Below are 17,938 nucleotides of genomic sequence, written 5' to 3' on the forward strand. Positions count from 1 at the left end.
TCTCAGCGCCGCCACTCACTCCGCTGAGTCGTTCGCCGTCGTGGGCATACGTGAAACGCGTGAAACGGGAGAGGGCATGCATGGCGCCATTCACTCACGGCGGCCCGGGCCCCACCTCACGAAAGAGGAACCTCACGAAAAAGGAGATGCGGCCACCCATATCCCCGGCGCTACTCTCGGTGCACCGAACAACACACCTCCCAGGGAGTCCCGTCATGGGCACCATCGTCATCTCCGGGACGGTCGTCCTGGTCGTCCTGGGATTCGGAAACCACCTCTACTGGCTCGCCGCCGTCGCCCTGCTCTTCCTCTACGTGCAGTACGGGCGCGACGCGTCCTCGACATCGTCGACCTCGACCCCCTCGTCGCCCGGGCCCGCGCCCACGACCTACAAGGCATACCGCGAGCGCCGCGACCAGCAGGCCAAGTGGGAGCGCCGTTACCGCCGCGAGCGGCCGCTGGAGTCCCGCCGCCAGGAGCGCGAGCGCAGCAAGTAGGACAGGGTCACAGCCCTGGCGCACCCCACACCGGGAACCACCGCCCCAGATCCTGTTCGATCCGCAGATCACCCGCCAGCGCGGCCTTCACCTGAAGCTCCAGCGCGTTGTCGCGCCGCTGCCCCGTACCGGGCAGCGGCGCGAACGGGTAGAAGGTGCCGCGCTTGTAGAGATAGACCAGCGCGAGCGACCGCCCCGAATCGTCCCGGAAACCGGCCAGCGAGCACAGCAGCTGCGGCCCGAAACCGTTGATCTCCATCGAGCTGTTCACCGCGTGCAGATCGTTGACCAGCAGCGACAACTCGTCGGGGGCGCGGCGGGACACCAGCCAGGAGTACCCGTACGCGTCCCGCTCCAGCTCCACCGGCGGCCCGGTCCGCTCGGTGTCCGCGTCCAGCAGCGCCCGCACCTCACGGTGCGTCTGGTCGAACGCGGCACCCTCGACCGTCGCGAAGCACACCGCGCCGTGCCCGGTCGGGGTGAAGGACGCCGCCGCCTCCAGCGTCACCGCCGCCGAGGGCAGCGCGAACAACTGGTCGAGATCGGGTACGACCGGCTTCGTACGACCGAGCAGGATGTCCAGCAATCCCATGCTCACGCCTTTCCGGGAGGCGCCGCCTCACCCAACTCGGCGGAGATCCGCCCCAGCTGTTCGAGCCGCTGCTCCAGGCTCGGGTGGGTGGAGAACAGCCGCGCGACATCCGAACCACGGCCCAGCGCGGGCGTGAAGTAGAAGGCGTTGAAGGCCTGCGCGGTCCGCAGGTCCCTCGTCGGGATCCGCGCGATGTCCCCGGTCACCTTGGTGAGCGCGGACGCCAGCACCGAGGGCCGCCCGGTCAGCAGCGCCGCCGCCCGGTCGGCCGCCAGCTCCCGGTACCGCGACAGCGCCCTGATCAGCAGGAAGCTGATCGCGTACACGGCGGCGGAGACGCCCATGATCCCCAGGAAGACCACGGCGGTGTTCTGGTCGCGCCGCCCGCCGCCGAAGAGCTGAGAGTAAAAGGCGAACCGCACGATCAGCCCCGCGATCACCCCGAGGAATGAGGCGACCGTGATCACGGCGACGTCCTTGTGCGCCACGTGCGACAGCTCGTGCGCGAGCACCCCCTCCAGCTCCGCCGGCTCCAGCCGCCGCAGCAGCCCGGTGGTCACGCAGACCACCGCGTGGTCGGCGTTCCGCCCGGTCGCGAACGCGTTCGGCATCTCCATGTCGGACACGGCGACCACCGGCTTGGGCATGTCCGCCACCGCACACAGCCGGTCGACCACGCCGTGCAGCTCCGGATACTCCTCCCGCTCCACGACCCGCCCGCGCATCGCGTAGAGCGCGATCCGGTCGGAGAACCAGTACTGCGCGCCCAGCAGCGCCGCCGCGATCACCACGACCAGCACCCAGGACTTCAGCAGCGCGATCAACGCGGCGATGAACGCCACGTACAACAATCCGAGCAGAAAGAGCGTGACCGTCATCCGCGCGGTCAGCTTCGGGTCACTCCGGAAGCGGCTGTGCATGGAACACCATCCTGCGCTCAGGCACTCGTCCCACTGCCCAGTGTGCACCCGCCCCACCCCATGAGGCGGTCGTGATCAGTCCCAGGACCGGTAAAGGATCACGGACAGGCAAAGGATCACGGATCGGCAAAGGATCACGGACCGGTAAAGGATCAGTAGGGCGCCCGGAAGTTGATGTAGCCGAGCAACAGGATCACCGCGACCACGCACCCCAGCACCACGGTCGTCGATATCCACGCCGACCGCGGCCGTGCCCGCCCTTCCGGTTCCGCCCGGAACGGTACCGGCCCGGGCGGATTGTGCTTCCAGCGCGCGGCAAGCATCCGGGCCCGCGCCGAGGGCTCCTTGTGCTCGGCGCTGTCCGCCCACTTGATGTCGAACTCCTTCTCCGCGTCGTCCGGTTCGGACATCCCCGTTACCTCTCTCGAACAACAGTCTCCGGGTCGATCATCCCCCCTGTGCCGGACTCCTGGGAAGCCCGTTCAGGATGCCGAATGATCGGTGGCGGGCTTAGCCTTTTTCAGTAGGGCGCATCCACGGCCATCCGTCCAGCTCGTGTCCCGCACGCTGGGATGGAAGGAAGGTTTCTTCATGAAAGCACCACGCGCTCGGCGTCTCTTCGCGATGTCCGCCATCGGTGTACTGATGGCCGGTGGCGCCGCGATCGGCACAGCCGGCACGGCATCGGCAGCCACCACCACGACCAACGTTCCCGCGAATTGGGGCGATGACGACTGGTGGGGCCACCACCGGTTCGGCTACGGGGGTTTCTTCGGCGGCCACGGCTTCTTCGACCCCTTCAACCACTTCGGCAGCGTTCCCGTCGTGATCGTGGTCCGCTGAAGGCAGTAGCGACTCCACCGGACCGGGGGCGAAAGCCCGAGGGCCGCCACCTGAAACACTCCAGGTGGCGGCCCTCACCGCGTCTCGGACGCCGATCGGACGCCGATCAGGCGTCGATCACACGGCGTCGATCACACGTCGAAGTAGAGCTCGAACTCGTGCGGGTGCGGACGCAGCTGCAGCGGGGCGATCTCATTCGTGCGCTTGTAGTCGATCCACGTCTCGATCAGGTCCGGCGTGAAGACGTCGCCCTGGAGGAGGAACTCGTGGTCGGCCTCCAGGGAGTCGAGGACGGCCGGGAGGGAGGTCGGGACCTGCGGGACGCCCGCGTGCTCCTCGGGGGCGAGCTCGTAGAGGTCCTTGTCGATCGGCTCGGCCGGCTCGATCTTGTTCTTGATGCCGTCCAGGCCCGCGAGGAGCAGGGCGGAGAAGGCCAGGTACGGGTTGCCGGAGGAGTCGGGCGCGCGGAACTCGACGCGCTTGGCCTTCGGGTTCGAACCCGTGATCGGGATACGCATCGCGGCGGAGCGGTTGCGCTGCGAGTACACCAGGTTGACCGGCGCCTCGAAGCCCGGGACCAGGCGGTGGTACGAGTTCACCGTCGGGTTGGTGAAGGCGAGCAGCGACGGAGCGTGCCGGAGGATGCCGCCGATGTAGTAGCGGGCGGTGTCCGACAGGCCGGCGTAGCCCTGCTCGTCGTAGAACAGCGGGTCGCCGTTGCTCCACAGCGACTGGTGGACGTGCATGCCCGAGCCGTTGTCACCGAAGATCGGCTTCGGCATGAACGTCGCGGTCTTGCCGTTGCGCCAGGCGACGTTCTTCACGATGTACTTGAAGAGCTGCAGGTCGTCGGCGGCGGCGAGCAGCGTGTTGAACTTGTAGTTGATCTCGGCCTGGCCGGCGGTGCCCACCTCGTGGTGCTGGCGCTCCACCTGCAGACCGGCGCGGTTCAGCTCCAGGCTGATCTCGGCGCGCAGGTCGGCGAAGTGGTCGACCGGCGGGACCGGGAAGTAACCGCCCTTGTAGCGGACCTTGTAACCGCGGTTCTCCTCCAGCGCGCCCGTGTTCCAGGCGCCCGCCTCGGAGTCGATGTGGTAGAAGGACTCGTTCTCGGACGTCTTGAAGCGGACGCTGTCGAAGACGTAGAACTCGGCCTCGGGGCCGAAGTACGCGGTGTCGGCGATCCCGGTGGAGGCCAGGTACGCCTCGGCCTTCTTCGCCACGTTGCGCGGGTCACGGGAGTACTGCTCGCCCGTGATCGGGTCGTGGATGAAGAAGTTGATGTTGAGCGTCTTGTCGCGGCGGAACGGGTCCACGCGGGCGGTCGACAGGTCGGCGCGCAGGGCCATGTCGGACTCGTGAATGGCCTGGAAGCCGCGGATCGAGGATCCGTCGAAGGCGAGCTCGTCGTCCGGGTCGAACGCCTCGACGGGCACCGTGAAGTGCTGCATGACGCCCGGCAGGTCGCAGAAGCGGACGTCGATGAACTTGACGTCCTCGTCCGCGATGAACTTCTTGGCCTCGTCGGCGTTCTGGAACATCCAGCTCCTCCTACTCCCGACGTCCCGCCGGGGTGGTAGTTCGTTCGTGCGGCCAGTGCGGTGGCACACGCTGACCTCGACCCTAGGGACGCGTCATTTCTCGTGCGTGACCCATTTGTTTCGCAGAAGTTAACCGGCTCCGTTCCACCGTAACGCGGACCGACCCCGACGTACCCCGGTCAAATCCGGGCGCAGTACCTTAGTCGGGTGGACAAGAGGCAAGCAATCGGATCATGGCTCTCCGGGCCCCGCGCGGCCATGGAGGACGCCGGTGCGGACTTCGGCTACCGGGGCGAGCAGCTGGGGCTCCCCGAGGAGGGGCCGGGCTCGATCGCCCGCCCGGGCCGGCGGCTCGGTGCGCTGGCCGTGGACTGGGGGCTGTGCCTCATGATCGCATACAGCTTGATCACGGACGGCTACGGCCAGACGACCGGGAACTGGGCCTTGCTGATCTTCTTCGTGATGAGTGTCCTGACCGTCGGCACGATCGGCGTCACCCCTGGTAAGCGTCTCTTCGGTCTGCGTGTGGTCGCCCTCGGCACCGGCACCGTCCACCCGGGCCGCGCCCTGCTGCGCACGGTCCTGCTCTGCCTCGCCGTCCCCGCCCTGGTCTGGGACCGGGACGGCCGCGGGCTGCACGACCGGATCGCGCAGACGGTCGAAGTACGGATCTGACGGCCGGGAGTCCCCGAACACGGCGAAGGCCACCTGCACGGCCCGGTGCGGGTGGCCTTCGCCTCCTCAGCGGTCGGATTGCGCCGGATTCAGCGGCGGTGCAGGACCGCCCCCAGAACCTGCCGCAGCTCGCCCTCCGGATCCGGTACCGCACCGGGCGAGCGCCAGGCCACGAACCCGTCCGGCCGCACTAGCACCGCCCCGTCGGCCGACGTGCCGTGGACCGCCGCCCAGTCGTCGCCCTCCGCGTCGTACCCCAGCTCGGCATCCGCTTCCGCACCGATCCGGTACGCGTCCAGCCGTACGCCGTCCGTGTCGGCGATGCGCCGGGCGGCGGCGTGCCAGGCCGCGCCCTCGCTCGACGCGGCGTCGCTGAGCAGCACCAGTGAGCGCTCGTACAGATCGAGCGTGGTTACCCGTTCGCCCGCGCGGCGCAGCCACATGTGTGGGGCCCGGCTGCCCGGCTCCGCGGTCAGGCGCATCCCGTCGGGTACGACCGGCTGGGACGGGTCGGCGCCCACGACGGCGCCCTGCGGGTAGCGGTAGGCGAGGACGATGTTGAGGATGCCGCCGCCCTTGCCGCCGCCGATGCCGGGAGGCGGGGCGAAACCGGGGTGGCTGTGCTCCACCGAGCGGGCCGAGGCGCGGGCGCTGGTGGCCAGGGCGACGGGCCGGCGCTCGGCCTCGTACGTCTCCAGCAGTCCCGGGCCGGCCCAGCCGCCGAGGACGGCGGCCAGCTTCCAGGCCAGGTTGTGGGCGTCCTGGATGCCGGTGTTGGAGCCGAAGGCGCCGGTCGGGGACATCTCGTGGGCGGAGTCGCCGGCGAGGAAGACCCGGTCGGACGCATACCGGTCGGCGACCCGTTCGGCGGCGCGCCAGGACGCCTTTCCGGTGATCTCGACGTCGAGGTCGGGGACACCGACGGCCTGCTGGATGTGCCGCTGGAGCCGTTCCTCGGTGAACTCCTCCAGCGTCTCACCGTGTTCCGGGTGCCAGGGGGCGTGGAAGACCCAGTTCTCCTTGTTGTCGACGGGCAGCAGCGCGCCGTCGGCCTCCGGGTTGGTGAGGTAGCAGCAGATGAACCGCCGGTCACCGACGACGTCGGCGAGCAGCTTGGACCGGAAGGTGACGCTCACGTTGGCGAAGAGGTCGCCGGGGCCGCTCTGCCCGATGCCGAGCCTGTGCCGGACGGGGCTGCGCGGGCCGTCGGCCGCGACCAGGTAGCCCGCGCGGACCGTGTAGAGCTCGTCGCTGTCACGGTCCCGGACGAACGCCGTCACTCCTTCGGGGTCCTGTTCGAAGGACTCCAGCTCGTGGAAGTAGCGAAGGTCGCCGCCGAGTGCCTGGGCCCCGTTCCTGAGCACCGGTTCCAGGTCGTTCTGGCTGCACAGGCACCATCCCGACGGGCTGAACCGCGCTAGGCCGCCGCCGGGGTCCATCTCCTTGAACAGCCACTCACCGGCGTCCCCGACCAGGGTCGGGGTCTGCATGATGCCGTGGTTGTCCGCGAGGAGGGAGGCCGCCGTCTTGATGTCCGGCTCGATGCCGGCCACCCGGTACAGCTCCATCGTCCGCACGTTGTTGCCGCGGCCGCGGGGGTGGATCGAGGTTCCGGCGTGCCGCTCGACGAGCATGTGGGGTACGCCGAGACGACCCAGGAAGAGGGACAGGGACAGGCCCACCAGAGAGCCGCCCACGACGAGGACGGGAACCTGGTGATCGGCTTTCTGCTGCATCAAGGACTCCTGAGGCAGTGGGGGGTGTGGGGAGCGTTGGAGTTTCCATGCCCTCTGGGAGGCGTTCCGCGTGCGCAATCACCCGCGTGGTTCACGCGAGTCGCGCACTGAGGGGGACCGGCAGAGGATCAAGAAGCGCTGACGTCGCGTCATCGGCGGCCGGCGTTCGCCACTGCCTCCAGAGAAGGAGATTGCGCAGCATGACCACCACGCCGGAAAAGGTTTCGCAGCAGCCGACGCGACAGGCGTCGAAACGGGTCTCCCAATCCGTGTTCGACGGCTCCCCCCTCCGGGTCGTCCTGCTGGTCGACGTATACGACGGTGCCCAGCAGCAGTTCCTGGAGGCATACGAGCAACTGTGCAGCCAGGTGGCCTCCACACCCGGTCACATCAGCGACCAGCTGTGCCAGTCCATCGAGAATCCCTCCCAATGGCTCATCACCAGTGAGTGGGAGAGCGCCCCGCCGTTCCTCGCCTGGGTGAACAGCGAGGAGCACGTGCAGATGGTGCGACCGCTGCACAGCTGCGTACGGGACACCCGCTCACTGCGCTTCCAGGTCGTCCGCGAGACGGGCGGCGCGGTGGCGACGGCCGGGGCGGCAGATCGTCGGCTGCAGGTGTCCCCCCGGATCGGCGACGGCGTGATCCGCCACGCGCTCACCTTCACGGTCACACCGGGCAGCGAGCCGGAGGTCGCGAAGATCCTCGCGAACTACGCCTCGCCCGAGACGCGGGTCGACGAGACCACCCGTCTGGTCCGCACCTCTCTGTTCATGCACGGCAACCGGGTCGTGCGGGCCATCGAGGTCCGCGGCGACCTGCTCGTGGCACTGCGTCACGTCGCCCGGCAGCCCGAGGTACGGGCGGTCGAGGAGGCCATCAACCCGTACCTGGAGCAGGAGCGGGATCTCAGCGACGACGAGTCCGCGCGGGTGTTCTTCACCCGGGCGGCGCTGCCCGCCGTGCACCACGTCAGCCTGGACGAACTGCCCGAGGGCGAGCGGTACGCCCTGTACTACCCGGCCCGGCCGGGTCAGGGCTTGCAGCTGGCCGAGGCGCTCGCGCGGCAGGACGAGCAGGCTGCGGATGACCCCGCCGGCCCGGTCCTGCGCAGCACGATCTTCCAGCGGGACGACGTCGTCGTACGGCTGATCGACGTGCGCCCCGGTCTGGGCACCGACACCGCCCTGCCGAAGCCCGGGGCCCCGGCCCCGCTGCACGCCCTGCTGGACGGCGACGTCGTCCGCATGGAGCTCATCACCGACCGTCGCTCGCCGGATGCCTGACCCCCGTCAGGCGCAGCACACCCACGGAGGAACGTCGTGATCAAACCCATTCCGAAGATCGTGGACCTCAGCGAGGTCGAGCCCAACACCCGGCGCGGCGGCGACCTGCGCGCCATGCTCACCCCGACCACGGTGGGCTCCACCAGCGGCTTCATGGGCGTGGCCATCGTGCAGCCCGGCGACCGCATCGCTGAGCACTACCACCCATACTCCGAGGAGTTCGTGTACGTCGTCTGCGGGCAGCTGGAGGTGGACCTGGACGGCGAACCGCACCCGCTCCGGCCGGAGCAGGGGCTGATGATCCCCGCCCACATGCGCCACCGCTTCCGGAACGTGGGCAATGTGGAGGCGCGCATCGTCTTCCACCTGGGACCGCTGGCCCCACGCCCGAGCCTGGGACACGTCGACACGGAGGAGACGGAGGTCATCGGGGCCGCCGCGGTGGCCACGGAGCCCGCTGCGGCGGGTGCCGCCCACGACCGAGGTCAGGTCCGGTCATGACCCGGCGCGTGGCGGTCACTGGCATAGGCATAGTGGCTCCGGGCGGGATCGGTGTACCGGCGTTCTGGAAGCTGCTCGCCGACGGCCGTACCGCGACGCGGGGCATCACGTTCTTCGACCCGGCCGGGCTGCGCTCCCGGATCGCCGCCGAGTGCGACTTCGATCCCGCCGCGCACGGCCTGGATGCCGAACAGGTCGAACGGGCGGACCGGTACATACAGTTCGCCCTGGTCGCCGGCGAGGAGGCGGTGCGGGACTCGGGGCTCGATCTCGGCCGGGAGGATCCCTGGCGGGTCGGCGTCTCCCTGGGCACCGCCGTCGGCGGCACCACCCGGCTGGAGCACGACTACGTCCTGGTCAGCCATCGCGGGCAGCGCTGGAACGTCGACCACACCGAGGCGCAGCCACAGCTGCACCGGGCGTTCTCGCCGAGCACCGTGGCCTCCGCGGTGGCGGAACGTTTCTTCGCCCAGGGGCCCGTGCAGACCGTGTCCACCGGCTGCACCTCCGGTCTGGACGCCGTCGGGTACGCCTTCCACACCGTTCAGGAAGGCCGGGCCGACATATGCATAGCGGGGGCCTCGGACTCCCCGATCTCCCCGATCACCATGGCCTGCTTCGACGCGATCAAGGCCACCTCTCCGAACAACGACGACCCCGCGCACGCCTCCCGGCCCTTCGACAACAACCGTGACGGATTCGTCATGGGCGAGGGCGGCGCTGTGCTCGTCCTGGAGGAACTGGAGCACGCCCGGGCCCGCGGTGCCCACGTGTACTGCGAGTTCGGCGGCTACGCCACTTTCGGCAACGCCTACCACATGACCGGTCTGACCAAGGAGGGCCTGGAGATGGCACGGGCCATCGACACCGCCCTCGACCAGGCGCGGCTCGACCCGACGGCGATCGACTACGTCAACGCACACGGCTCCGGGACCCGGCAGAACGACCGCCACGAGACGGCGGCCGTGAAGCGGGCGCTCGGCCACCACGCCTACGACACCCCGATGAGCTCCATCAAGTCCATGGTGGGGCACTCCCTGGGGGCGATCGGCGCCATCGAACTGGTCGCCTGTGTGCTGGCCCTCGCCAAGCAGGTCGTACCGCCGACCGCGAACTACGAGATCCCCGACCCCGAGTGCGACCTGGACTACGTCCCACGCGTCGCCCGCGAACGGAAGCTGACCAGCGTGTTGTCCGTGGGCAGCGGGTTCGGCGGCTTCCAGTCAGCGGTGGTCCTGACCCGGCCAAGGGAGTGAGGACAGGATGAGCGAACCACAGGACCGGCGTGCGGCCGTCACCGGCATCGGGGTGGTCGCGCCCAACGGCACCAACCCCGACACCTTCTGGAAGGCCATCCGGGAAGGCCTCAGCGTCCTCGACCGGGTCACCCGCGAGGGCTGTGAGCACCTTCCCCTCAAGGTGGCCGGCGAGGTCCGCGCCTTCGACCCGGCGGCGACGATCGAGGAGCGCTTCCTCGTCCAGACCGACCGGTTCACGCACTACGCCATGGCCGCGGCCGACCTGGCGCTGGACGACGCCAGGCTCGGGCTGGCGGACACCCCCGACGCGCCGTACTCCATCGGCGTGGTCACCGCCGCCGGCTCCGGCGGCGGCGAGTTCGGCCAGCGCGAGCTGCAGCGACTGTGGGGCAAGGGCAGCCGGTTCGTGGGGCCGTACCAGTCCATCGCCTGGTTCTACGCCGCGAGCACCGGCCAGGTGTCCATCCGCCGCGGCTTCAAGGGGCCCTGCTCCGTCGTCGCCTCCGACGAGGCCGGCGGCCTGGATGCCCTCGCGCACGCGGCACGGGCGGTGCGACGCGGCACCGACGTGATCGTGGCCGGCTCCACCGAGGCACCGCTCGCGCCGTACTCGGTGGTCTGCCAGCTCGGCTACGACGAGCTGAGCCGCGAGACGGATCCGACCCGGGCCTACCGCCCGTTCACGGACGCGGCATGCGGGTTCGTGCCGGCCGAGGGCGGCGCGATGCTCGTGGTGGAGGCGGCGGGCGCCGCCCGGGAACGCGGCGCCGAGGTCCGGGCCGTAGTGGCGGGCCACGCGGCCACCTTCACCGGCGCCTCCCGCTGGGCGGAGTCCCGGGAGGGGCTCGCCCAGGCGATCCGGCAGGCCCTTCGGGAGGCCGGCTGCGCACCCGAGGAGGTCGACGTCGTCTTCGCCGACGCCCTCGGAGTGCCGGAGGCGGACCGCGCCGAGGCGCTGGCGCTCGCCGACGCCCTCGGCGGGCACGGCACCCGGGTGCCGGTCACGGCGCCGAAGACCGGAATCGGCCGGGGGTACTGCGCGGCCCCCGTGCTGGACACCGCGGCGGCCGTGCTCGCGATGGAGCACGGGCTGATCCCGCCGACGCCGAACGTCATCGACGTCTGCCACGACCTCGACCTCGTGACGGGCCGCGCCCGAGCCGCCGAGCTGCGCACGGCTCTGGTCCTCAGCCGCGGACTCATGGGGTCGAACTCGGCGCTCGTGCTGCGGCACGGCGCCGTGCAGTGAGCACAGCAAAGGAGGAAGGCACATGTCCCAGATCACCGTGGAGGAACTCGCCGCGCTCATGAAGAAGGCCGCCGGGGTCACCGTCAGCCCGCAGCAGCTCCAGGAGAAGCCGGACACCGGCTTCGACGTCCTCGGCGTCGACTCGCTGGGCCTGCTCGGCATCGTCGGCGAGCTGGAGAACGTTCACGGCACCCCGTTGCCGGTCGACGCGGAGCGCTGCAAGACGCCCCAGCAGTTCCTCAACCTCGTCAACAGCACCCTGATGGCAGGAGCCTGAGATGGCAGGACACACCGAGAACGAGATCACCATCGCCGCCCCGCTGGACCTGGTCTGGGACATGACCAACGACCTGGAGCGGTGGCCGCAGCTGTTCAGCGAGTACGCGTCCGTCGAGATCCTCTCCCGGGAGGGGAACAGGACGACGTTCCGGCTGACCATGCACCCGGACGACAACGGCACCGTCTGGAGCTGGGTCTCCGAGCGCGAGCCGGACCGCGACACCCTCACCGTCAAGGCGCGCCGGGTGGAGACCGGGCCCTTCGACCACATGAACATCCACTGGCGCTACGAGGAGGTCCCCGCCGGCACCCGGATGGTCTGGACGCAGGACTTCGCGATGAAGCCGGACGCGCCCGTCGACGACGCCTGGATGACCGACAACATCAACAAGAACTCCAAGATCCAGATGGCCCTGATCCGGGACAGGATCGAGCAGGCGGCCGCCGGTCACCGGCCCGCCCCGGCCCTGGCCGACTGAGCCGGACGACAGGAGAAGACCGTGCACCAGGCCCTGATCGTCGCCCGCATGGCCCCGGGTTCCGCCCCCGACATCGCCAAGGTGTTCGCGGAGTCCGACCGGGGAGAGCTGCCCCACCTCGTCGGAGTCGTCCGGCGCAGCCTCTTCCAGTTCGGCGATGTGTACATGCACCTCATCGAGTCCGAACGCGAACCCGGACCAGCCATCGCCAAGGTCACCTCGCACCCCGAGTTCAAGGAGGTCAGCGAGCGCCTCTCGGCGTACGTCAGCGCATACGACCCGGAGACCTGGCGGTCCCCGAAGGACGCGATGGCGCAGCGCTTCTACCTCTGGGAGCGCGACGCCCGCGCCTGACCCCCCGTCCGGCCACCGGTGCCGGGCCCGCGTCCGACGCGGGCCCGGCACCGGTGTTCTCCGGATGCGGGACACTCACCCGGGGACCGTGCAGTCGAACGCGTGCAGATAGGGGTTGACCGGCCGGATGTCTCCGACGGTCAGGCCCGCGTCGGTCAGCCGCCCGACCATGCTCTCGGTGGTGTGCTTGGCCCCGCCGACGTTCAGCAGCAGCAGCAGGTCCATGGCGGTGCTGAAGCGCATCGACGGGGTGTCGTCGACGAGGTTCTCGATGACCACGACCCGGGTGCCGGGACCGCCCGCCTCGATGACGTTGCGCAGCAGCCTGGCCGTGGACTCGTCGTCCCACTCCAGGATGTTCTTGATGATGTAGACGTCCGCCGCGACCGGGACGGACACGCGGACGTCGCCGGGCACGATGCGCGCCCGGTCGGCGAGATCGCCGCCCTCGCGCAGCCGCGGCACGGCGTTCTCCACCACCCGCGGCAGATCGAGCAGAAAGCCCCGCATCGACGGGTACTTGTCCAGCAGGCTCGCCACCACATGCCCCTGGCCGCCGCCGACGTCCGCGACGGACGCGGCGCCGGACAGGTCCAGCAGCGCGGCGACATCGCGCGCCGACTGCTCGCTGGAGGTCGTCATCGCCCGGTTGAAGACGTCGGCCGACTCCGGGGCGTCCTCGTTGAGGTAGACGAAGAACTCCTTGCCGTAGAGGTCCTCGACGACGTTCCGGCCGGTGCGCACCGCCTCGTCCAGCTTCGGCCAGGCGTCCCAGGTCCACGGCTCGGTGCACCACAGGGAGATGTCACGCAGGCTGTTCGGGTCGTCCTCGCGCAGCAGCCGGGACATCTCGGTGTGGCTGAACGTTCCGTCGGGCCGCTCGGCGAAGACGCCGTAGCAGGACAGGGCGCGCAGCAGCCGGCGCAGCGGCTTCGGCTCGGTCTTCACCGCGGCGGCGAGGTCCTGCGCGGTCATGGGGGTGTCCCCGAGTGCGTCGGCGACGCCCAGCCGGGCGGCCGCGCGGACGGCGGCGGCACACGCCGCCCCGAACACGAGCTCTCTCAGCCGCATCGACGGCGGCGGGGGTGGGGGAGGAGCCGAGAGCTCGGGGGATGGTGCGGTCATGTGCCGCCTTCCTTCCTTCCTTGCGTGGGTGGGGTACGGCGTCCGGTCAGCACAGACCCGCGGGCTTGGAGGCCCCGCAGGTGTTGGCGTTGAAGGTGTTGGCGCTCTCGGTGGCTTCCTGGTTGACGAGGTCCGCCGGGGCGTTGTCCAGCAGGTAGTTGCCGGTGATCAGGTTCCGCTCGCTCGTGACGCCCACCATGCTCTTGAACAGCACGATGCCGCCCGACAGCGGGGACTCGCCCGAGTGGCCGGTGACCACGTTCCGCCTGACCAGGGTGTTCTCGGCGCCGGTCAGCACGATGCCGGAACCCTGCAGGAACGGCAGCCTCTCGGTCTCCGCGCAGTACTTGTTGTTCTGCTCGACGTGGTTGCGGCTGACGGTGATGGCGCCCGCCCTCGGCTTGTTCTCGTCGCCGACGACGAACATGCCGGCGCAGTTGCCGGCGACATGGTTGCGGTTCACGATCAGGTTCCGCAGCCGTCGGACGGTGAGGCCGATCCGGTTGTCCTCCAGGACGTTCCGCTCGATCACGGTGCCCTTGGTGTCCGTGGCGCCCACCTCGGCCTTCACGTTGTTGGCGAGGAAGAGACCAGCGTCACCGTTGCCCCGGGCGGTGTTCTGGCGGAACACACCGCGGGTGGAGTTCTCCTGGGCGATGCCCCACTGCCCGTTGTTGTCGGCGATCACCCGCTTCACGGTCAGGCGGTCGGTCCCCAGGGAGAACAGGCCGATCTTGGGGAAGTTGGTCACCTTCAGGTCGGCGATGGTGACGTCCGGGAGGGCCTTGTCCTTCTCCCCGACCACGCAGATGCCGTTGCCTTCCTCGGCGCAGCTGATGGTGGCCTTCTTCGCCTTGGACGTGGCCTTCTTCTGGGCCGGCTCGATCACCGTGCTCTGGCCCGCGCCGCGCAGGGTGAGTCCCGGCGTCTTCACCGTGACGCTTTCGTGGTAGACGCCGGGCAGCACGAGCACCGTGTCGCCGGGCTGGGCGGCATTCACTGCCTGCTGGATCGACTCACCCGGCGCCACCACGTGGGTCCGGTGGGCGGCCGAGGCCGGGGCGGTACCGACGAGCGCGCCGAGGAGCGCGGTCGTGCATGCGAGATACGTAATATGGCGTTTTGTCACATGCCGAAGGCTAGGAGCGCATCAGCCGATTACCGGCCGGATGCTCCGTTCGACGGCGTGTCACTCCGTGGAGGTCAGTACGGGCTGAGCCCGGGCGCCCTGCGCGCCCGGGCTCAGCCCGTACTCATGATCCGTGACCGAGGTTCAGCGGGCCTTCGGCCCGCCCTTCGGCATCCGCATCCCCTTCGGCATGGGCCCCTTCGGCAGCGGCATGTTGCTCATCAGGTCGCCCATCGCCCGCAACCGGTCGGTGGTGGCGGTCACCTGCGGGCCGGTCAGCACCCGCGGCAGCTTCAGCATGGTCGTGCGCAGCTTCTTCAGCTCGACCGTGCCCTCGCCGGTGCCGACGATCAGATCGTGCACCGGCACGTCCGCGACGACCCGGTTCATCTTCTTCTTCTCGGCGGCCAGCAGGGACTTCACCCGGTTCGGGTTGCCCTCGGCGACCAGCACGATGCCGGCCTTGCCGACCGCCCGGTGCACCACGTCCTGGCTGCGGTTCATCGCCACCGCGGGGGTCGTCGTCCAGCCCCGGCCGATGTTGTCGAGCACGGCCGCGGCGGCACCCGGCTGGCCCTCCATCTGCCCGAAGGCGGCCCGCTCGGCGCGGCGCCCGAAGACGATCGCCGTCGCGAGGAAGGCGAGCAGCAGGCCCAGGATGCCGAGATAGATGGGGTGACCGATCAAGAAACCGATCGCGAGGAAGACACCGAAGGTGACGATTCCGACTGCCGCGAGTACAAGACCGATCTTCTTGTCGGCCCTGCGGGTCATCTTGTAGGTCAGAGCGATCTGCTTCAGTCGCCCGGGGTTCGCAGCGTCCGCTGCGGTTTCCTTCCTCGCCATGCCACGAAGTCTACGTGGCTCGCGCACCGCCTTCGACGGCGGTGCGGCTGTCATGGGCGACGGGCGAGGGTCTGCTCCACGATCCGCTGCGCCTCGATCCGGTCCTTGGCCCGGCGGCGGTCCTCCAGCACGGAGGTCCAGGCGTTGCGACGGGCGGTGCGCTGGCCGCTGCTCATCAGCAGCGACTCCACGGCGCGCAGGGCGGTGGTGAAGGACGGAATGGCGGTGGCGCGAACGGGCGCGGCCTGCATGGCGGAGGTCCCCCCTCGACGAGACGGCTGCTGGGACGGGTGTACGTGGTGTGAGTCCAGCGTCACTGATTGGTGTTACCAGGGCGTGTCCGACCGGTCAAACACCAATGAAGCCTTGATGCGACGGCCCCGAACGCCGACGCGGCCCTGACGTACGCCCTCATCTGCGAGGACGGTCAGGACCGCGTCGAATCGGTCACTACTCGTGGGTAGCAACTTGTGCGCGAATTCACACGCTTGGCAGGCGCCGTACGGGGCAGGGCGGGTGACGCCGTGTCAGACAGCCTGGGCCGCGATGTACGTGCCGCGCTTCTCGATGGCCATCTGGTACAGCCGCCCGGCGCGGTACGAGGAGCGCACCAGCGGGCCGGACATCACACCGGAGAAGCCGATCTGCTCGGCCTCCTCCTTCAGCTCCACGAACTCCTGCGGCTTCACCCAGCGCTCCACCGGGTGGTGGCGCACGGACGGCCGCAGGTACTGGGTGATGGTGACCAGCTCGCACCCGGCGTCGTGCAGCTGCTTCAGCGCGTCACTGATCTCCTCGCGGGTCTCGCCCATGCCGAGGATCAGGTTCGACTTGGTGACCAGGCCGTAGTCGCGGGCCGCGGTGATGACCTTCAGGGAGCGGTCGTAGCGGAAGCCGGGGCGGATCCGCTTGAAGATCCGGGGGACCGTCTCCACGTTGTGCGCGAAGACCTCCGGGCGGGAGGAGAAGACCTCCTCGAGCTGCTCCGGGATCGCGTTGAAGTCGGGGGCGAGCAGCTCGACCTTGGTCCGGCCGGCCTCGCGGTGCGCGGTCTGCTGGTGGATCTGGCGCACGGTCTCGGCGTAGAGCCAGGCCCCGCCGTCCTCCAGGTCGTCGCGGGCGACGCCGGTGATGGTGGCGTAGTTCAGGTCCATGGTGACCACGGACTCGCCGACCCGGCGGGGCTCGTCGCGGTCGAGCGCCTCGGGCTTGCCGGTGTCGATCTGGCAGAAGTCGCAGCGCCGGGTGCACTGGTCGCCGCCGATGAGGAAGGTCGCCTCGCGGTCCTCCCAGCACTCGTAGATGTTGGGGCAGCCGGCTTCCTGGCAGACCGTGTGCAGGCCCTCGCTCTTCACGAGGTTCTGCATCTTCGTGTACTCGGGGCCCATTTTCGCCCGGGTCTTGATCCACTCGGGCTTGCGCTCGATGGGGGTCTGGCTGTTGCGGACCTCCAGGCGCAGCATCTTGCGTCCGTCGGGTGCGACTGCGGACACGACCGGCTCCCTGTGCTTCGATTCTTCGGCGTACACCAGGGTACGCCCGTGTTTACTCGGCCCTGCCGTCAGGCCAACCCCATCGCCGCAGGGCCCATTCCCGGCGTCAGGCGGTCGCCTTCTCGATCTCCCGCGGCTTCGGTTCGGCGTTCTCCAGTACGTCCCTCAGGTGGCGCTCGGCGACCGGGACCACTTCCTCGACCGTGATGTCGCGGCCCAGCTCGTTCGCGAGGGAGGCGACGCCCGCGTCACGGATGCCGCAGGGGATGATCTTGTCGAACCACTTGTTGTCCGGGTTCACGTTCAGCGCGAAGCCGTGCATGGTGACGCCCTTGGCGACGCGGATGCCGATCGCGGCGATCTTGCGGTCCTCACGGCGCTGGCCCGCGTTGGACGGGGCGTACTCCGGACCGTTCAGGCGCGGGTCGAACTCCTCGTCGGTGAGACGCGGGTCGAAGTCCAGGGACAGTCCGCCGAGGGCCGGACGCCGCTCGACCGGGTCGCCCAGGACCCACACCCCGCTACGGCCCTCCACACGCGTGGTCTCCAGGCCGAACTCCGCGCACGTGCGGATCAGGGCCTCCTCCAGCCGCCGTACGTGTGCCACGACGTCCACCGGGCGCGGCAGCTTCTGGATCGGGTAGCCGACCAGCTGGCCCGGGCCGTGCCAGGTGATCTTGCCACCGCGGTCCACGTCGATGACCGGCGTGCCGTCCAGGGGCCGCTCGTTGTCCGCCGTGCGGCGGCCCGCCGTGTAGACCGGGGGGTGTTCGAGCAGCAGGACGGTGTCGGGGATCTCGTCGGCGAACCGCGCCGCGTGCACCCGGCGCTGCTCGTCCCACGCGTCCTGGTACTCGACGGCGTCCGCACCGAATCCCATACGGACGAACCGCAACTCACTCACGGCAAGCGCCTCCCTAGAAGGTCGTAAGGCATGAAACGCGCCTACGCCACTGTACGACTGCCCGAGGTGCGTCAGCCCTGGTGGCAATCCTCACACGATCGGATGAATGAATGTCGAAGTGTGCGATCAGCTGCTCACTCTCCGCTACATTCGCGCCGTTCACGAGGCCATAAGGGCTGCTCACAGGCAATCCGGGCAACACGGCGGCGTAAGCGCCGAAAGCCCGAAGG

General features: G+C 69.5%; 21 protein-coding genes. 10 read left to right on the plus strand and 11 right to left on the minus strand.

Annotated elements, in window-relative coordinates; translation table 11 throughout:
* The first annotated feature begins 215 nt into the window (after window positions 1-215).
* Window positions 216-497 carry a hypothetical protein gene (locus tag HJD23_RS31055; RefSeq protein WP_171115583.1) on the plus strand — a complete coding sequence of 94 codons (282 nt, stop codon included), beginning with the start codon at window positions 216-218 and terminating at the stop codon, window positions 495-497.
* Window positions 498-504: 7 nt separating this feature from the next.
* Here HJD23_RS31055 and HJD23_RS31060 read toward each other — a convergent pair whose 3' ends face one another.
* The 3 genes from HJD23_RS31060 to HJD23_RS31070 form a co-directional block, all read right to left on the minus strand.
* Complete coding sequence (locus HJD23_RS31060) at window positions 505-1,089, minus strand: hypothetical protein (protein ID WP_171115580.1); 585 nt, start codon at window positions 1,087-1,089, stop codon at window positions 505-507.
* 2 nt (window positions 1,090-1,091) lie between these two features.
* Window positions 1,092-2,009 (minus strand): zinc metalloprotease HtpX, encoded by a 918-nt coding sequence (gene htpX / locus HJD23_RS31065; RefSeq protein ID WP_171115579.1) that lies wholly within the window; start codon window positions 2,007-2,009, stop codon window positions 1,092-1,094.
* A gap of 152 nt (window positions 2,010-2,161) precedes the next feature.
* Window positions 2,162-2,419, minus strand: a complete 258-nt coding sequence (locus tag HJD23_RS31070) for a hypothetical protein (protein WP_171115577.1) — start codon at window positions 2,417-2,419, stop codon at window positions 2,162-2,164.
* A 181-nt stretch (window positions 2,420-2,600) separates the two neighbouring features.
* Between HJD23_RS31070 and HJD23_RS31075 the strand changes: the two genes are divergently transcribed.
* Window positions 2,601-2,852: a hypothetical protein gene (locus HJD23_RS31075; RefSeq protein WP_171115575.1), complete on the plus strand. Its 252-nt coding sequence runs from the start codon at window positions 2,601-2,603 to the stop codon at window positions 2,850-2,852.
* A 131-nt stretch (window positions 2,853-2,983) separates the two neighbouring features.
* Here HJD23_RS31075 and glnA read toward each other — a convergent pair whose 3' ends face one another.
* Window positions 2,984-4,393, minus strand: a complete 1,410-nt coding sequence (gene glnA / locus HJD23_RS31080; protein ID WP_171115573.1) for a type I glutamate--ammonia ligase — start codon at window positions 4,391-4,393, stop codon at window positions 2,984-2,986.
* Window positions 4,394-4,600: 207 nt separating this feature from the next.
* Between glnA and HJD23_RS31085 the strand changes: the two genes are divergently transcribed.
* Window positions 4,601-5,068 (plus strand): RDD family protein, encoded by a 468-nt coding sequence (locus tag HJD23_RS31085; protein WP_171115571.1) that lies wholly within the window; start codon window positions 4,601-4,603, stop codon window positions 5,066-5,068.
* A gap of 89 nt (window positions 5,069-5,157) precedes the next feature.
* Here HJD23_RS31085 and HJD23_RS31090 read toward each other — a convergent pair whose 3' ends face one another.
* A complete protein-coding gene (locus HJD23_RS31090) occupies window positions 5,158-6,804 on the minus strand; it encodes an FAD-dependent monooxygenase (RefSeq protein WP_171115569.1) in 1,647 nt (548 codons plus the stop codon).
* 200 nt (window positions 6,805-7,004) lie between these two features.
* Between HJD23_RS31090 and HJD23_RS31095 the strand changes: the two genes are divergently transcribed.
* The 7 genes from HJD23_RS31095 to HJD23_RS31125 are packed head-to-tail and all read left to right on the plus strand — an operon-like array spanning window position 7,005 to window position 12,211.
* Complete coding sequence (locus tag HJD23_RS31095) at window positions 7,005-8,090, plus strand: SchA/CurD-like domain-containing protein (protein ID WP_171115567.1); 1,086 nt, start codon at window positions 7,005-7,007, stop codon at window positions 8,088-8,090.
* Window positions 8,091-8,126: 36 nt separating this feature from the next.
* Window positions 8,127-8,591, plus strand: coding sequence for a cupin domain-containing protein (locus HJD23_RS31100; protein WP_229864854.1), 465 nt, complete (start codon window positions 8,127-8,129; stop codon window positions 8,589-8,591).
* A complete protein-coding gene (locus HJD23_RS31105) occupies window positions 8,588-9,847 on the plus strand; it encodes a beta-ketoacyl-[acyl-carrier-protein] synthase family protein (RefSeq protein ID WP_171115565.1) in 1,260 nt (419 codons plus the stop codon). Before HJD23_RS31100 ends, HJD23_RS31105 begins: the two co-directional genes overlap by 4 nt.
* 7 nt (window positions 9,848-9,854) lie before the next feature.
* A complete protein-coding gene (locus tag HJD23_RS31110; protein ID WP_171115564.1) occupies window positions 9,855-11,099 on the plus strand; it encodes a beta-ketoacyl synthase N-terminal-like domain-containing protein in 1,245 nt (414 codons plus the stop codon).
* 22 nt (window positions 11,100-11,121) lie between these two features.
* A complete protein-coding gene (locus HJD23_RS31115) occupies window positions 11,122-11,376 on the plus strand; it encodes an acyl carrier protein (protein ID WP_141313559.1) in 255 nt (84 codons plus the stop codon).
* 1 nt (window position 11,377) lies between these two features.
* Window positions 11,378-11,857, plus strand: a complete 480-nt coding sequence (locus tag HJD23_RS31120; RefSeq protein WP_171115562.1) for an SRPBCC family protein — start codon at window positions 11,378-11,380, stop codon at window positions 11,855-11,857.
* Window positions 11,858-11,878: 21 nt separating this feature from the next.
* A complete protein-coding gene (locus HJD23_RS31125) occupies window positions 11,879-12,211 on the plus strand; it encodes a TcmI family type II polyketide cyclase (protein ID WP_171115560.1) in 333 nt (110 codons plus the stop codon).
* A 75-nt stretch (window positions 12,212-12,286) separates the two neighbouring features.
* Here the strand turns inward: HJD23_RS31125 and HJD23_RS31130 are convergent, their stop codons facing one another.
* The 6 genes from HJD23_RS31130 to lipB form a co-directional block, all read right to left on the minus strand.
* A complete protein-coding gene (locus tag HJD23_RS31130; protein WP_171118923.1) occupies window positions 12,287-13,282 on the minus strand; it encodes a methyltransferase in 996 nt (331 codons plus the stop codon).
* 100 nt (window positions 13,283-13,382) lie between these two features.
* Complete coding sequence (locus HJD23_RS31135) at window positions 13,383-14,465, minus strand: right-handed parallel beta-helix repeat-containing protein (protein WP_171115558.1); 1,083 nt, start codon at window positions 14,463-14,465, stop codon at window positions 13,383-13,385.
* A gap of 144 nt (window positions 14,466-14,609) precedes the next feature.
* Window positions 14,610-15,311 carry a DUF4191 domain-containing protein gene (locus HJD23_RS31140; RefSeq protein ID WP_171115556.1) on the minus strand — a complete coding sequence of 234 codons (702 nt, stop codon included), beginning with the start codon at window positions 15,309-15,311 and terminating at the stop codon, window positions 14,610-14,612.
* 50 nt (window positions 15,312-15,361) lie between these two features.
* Window positions 15,362-15,562: a hypothetical protein gene (locus tag HJD23_RS31145; protein WP_171115554.1), complete on the minus strand. Its 201-nt coding sequence runs from the start codon at window positions 15,560-15,562 to the stop codon at window positions 15,362-15,364.
* A gap of 276 nt (window positions 15,563-15,838) precedes the next feature.
* Window positions 15,839-16,804 (minus strand): lipoyl synthase, encoded by a 966-nt coding sequence (lipA, locus tag HJD23_RS31150; protein WP_171115552.1) that lies wholly within the window; start codon window positions 16,802-16,804, stop codon window positions 15,839-15,841.
* Between the two features lie 106 nt (window positions 16,805-16,910).
* A complete protein-coding gene (gene lipB / locus HJD23_RS31155) occupies window positions 16,911-17,708 on the minus strand; it encodes a lipoyl(octanoyl) transferase LipB (RefSeq protein ID WP_171115550.1) in 798 nt (265 codons plus the stop codon).
* Window positions 17,709-17,938: the final 230 nt, after the last annotated feature.

Origin of the sequence: Streptomyces sp. Z423-1 (assembly GCF_013009255.1) — a bacterium.
Classification (GTDB): Bacteria; Actinomycetota; Actinomycetes; order Streptomycetales; family Streptomycetaceae; genus Streptomyces; species Streptomyces gossypiisoli.

Coding starts and splice junctions, on each gene's coding strand:
- HJD23_RS31130 (WP_171118923.1), bottom strand. CDS start 13,282: ATGCGGCTGAGAGAGCTCGTGTTCGGGGCGGCGTGTGCCGCCGCCGTC.
- HJD23_RS31060 (WP_171115580.1), bottom strand. CDS start 1,089: ATGGGATTGCTGGACATCCTGCTCGGTCGTACGAAGCCGGTCGTACCC.
- HJD23_RS31075 (WP_171115575.1), top strand. CDS start 2,601: ATGAAAGCACCACGCGCTCGGCGTCTCTTCGCGATGTCCGCCATCGGT.
- HJD23_RS31115 (WP_141313559.1), top strand. CDS start 11,122: ATGTCCCAGATCACCGTGGAGGAACTCGCCGCGCTCATGAAGAAGGCC.
- glnA (WP_171115573.1), bottom strand. CDS start 4,393: ATGTTCCAGAACGCCGACGAGGCCAAGAAGTTCATCGCGGACGAGGAC.
- HJD23_RS31105 (WP_171115565.1), top strand. CDS start 8,588: ATGACCCGGCGCGTGGCGGTCACTGGCATAGGCATAGTGGCTCCGGGC.
- HJD23_RS31070 (WP_171115577.1), bottom strand. CDS start 2,419: ATGTCCGAACCGGACGACGCGGAGAAGGAGTTCGACATCAAGTGGGCG.
- HJD23_RS31110 (WP_171115564.1), top strand. CDS start 9,855: ATGAGCGAACCACAGGACCGGCGTGCGGCCGTCACCGGCATCGGGGTG.
- htpX (WP_171115579.1), bottom strand. CDS start 2,009: ATGCACAGCCGCTTCCGGAGTGACCCGAAGCTGACCGCGCGGATGACG.
- HJD23_RS31145 (WP_171115554.1), bottom strand. CDS start 15,562: ATGCAGGCCGCGCCCGTTCGCGCCACCGCCATTCCGTCCTTCACCACC.
- HJD23_RS31140 (WP_171115556.1), bottom strand. CDS start 15,311: ATGGCGAGGAAGGAAACCGCAGCGGACGCTGCGAACCCCGGGCGACTG.
- HJD23_RS31055 (WP_171115583.1), top strand. CDS start 216: ATGGGCACCATCGTCATCTCCGGGACGGTCGTCCTGGTCGTCCTGGGA.
- HJD23_RS31090 (WP_171115569.1), bottom strand. CDS start 6,804: ATGCAGCAGAAAGCCGATCACCAGGTTCCCGTCCTCGTCGTGGGCGGC.
- HJD23_RS31095 (WP_171115567.1), top strand. CDS start 7,005: ATGACCACCACGCCGGAAAAGGTTTCGCAGCAGCCGACGCGACAGGCG.
- HJD23_RS31120 (WP_171115562.1), top strand. CDS start 11,378: ATGGCAGGACACACCGAGAACGAGATCACCATCGCCGCCCCGCTGGAC.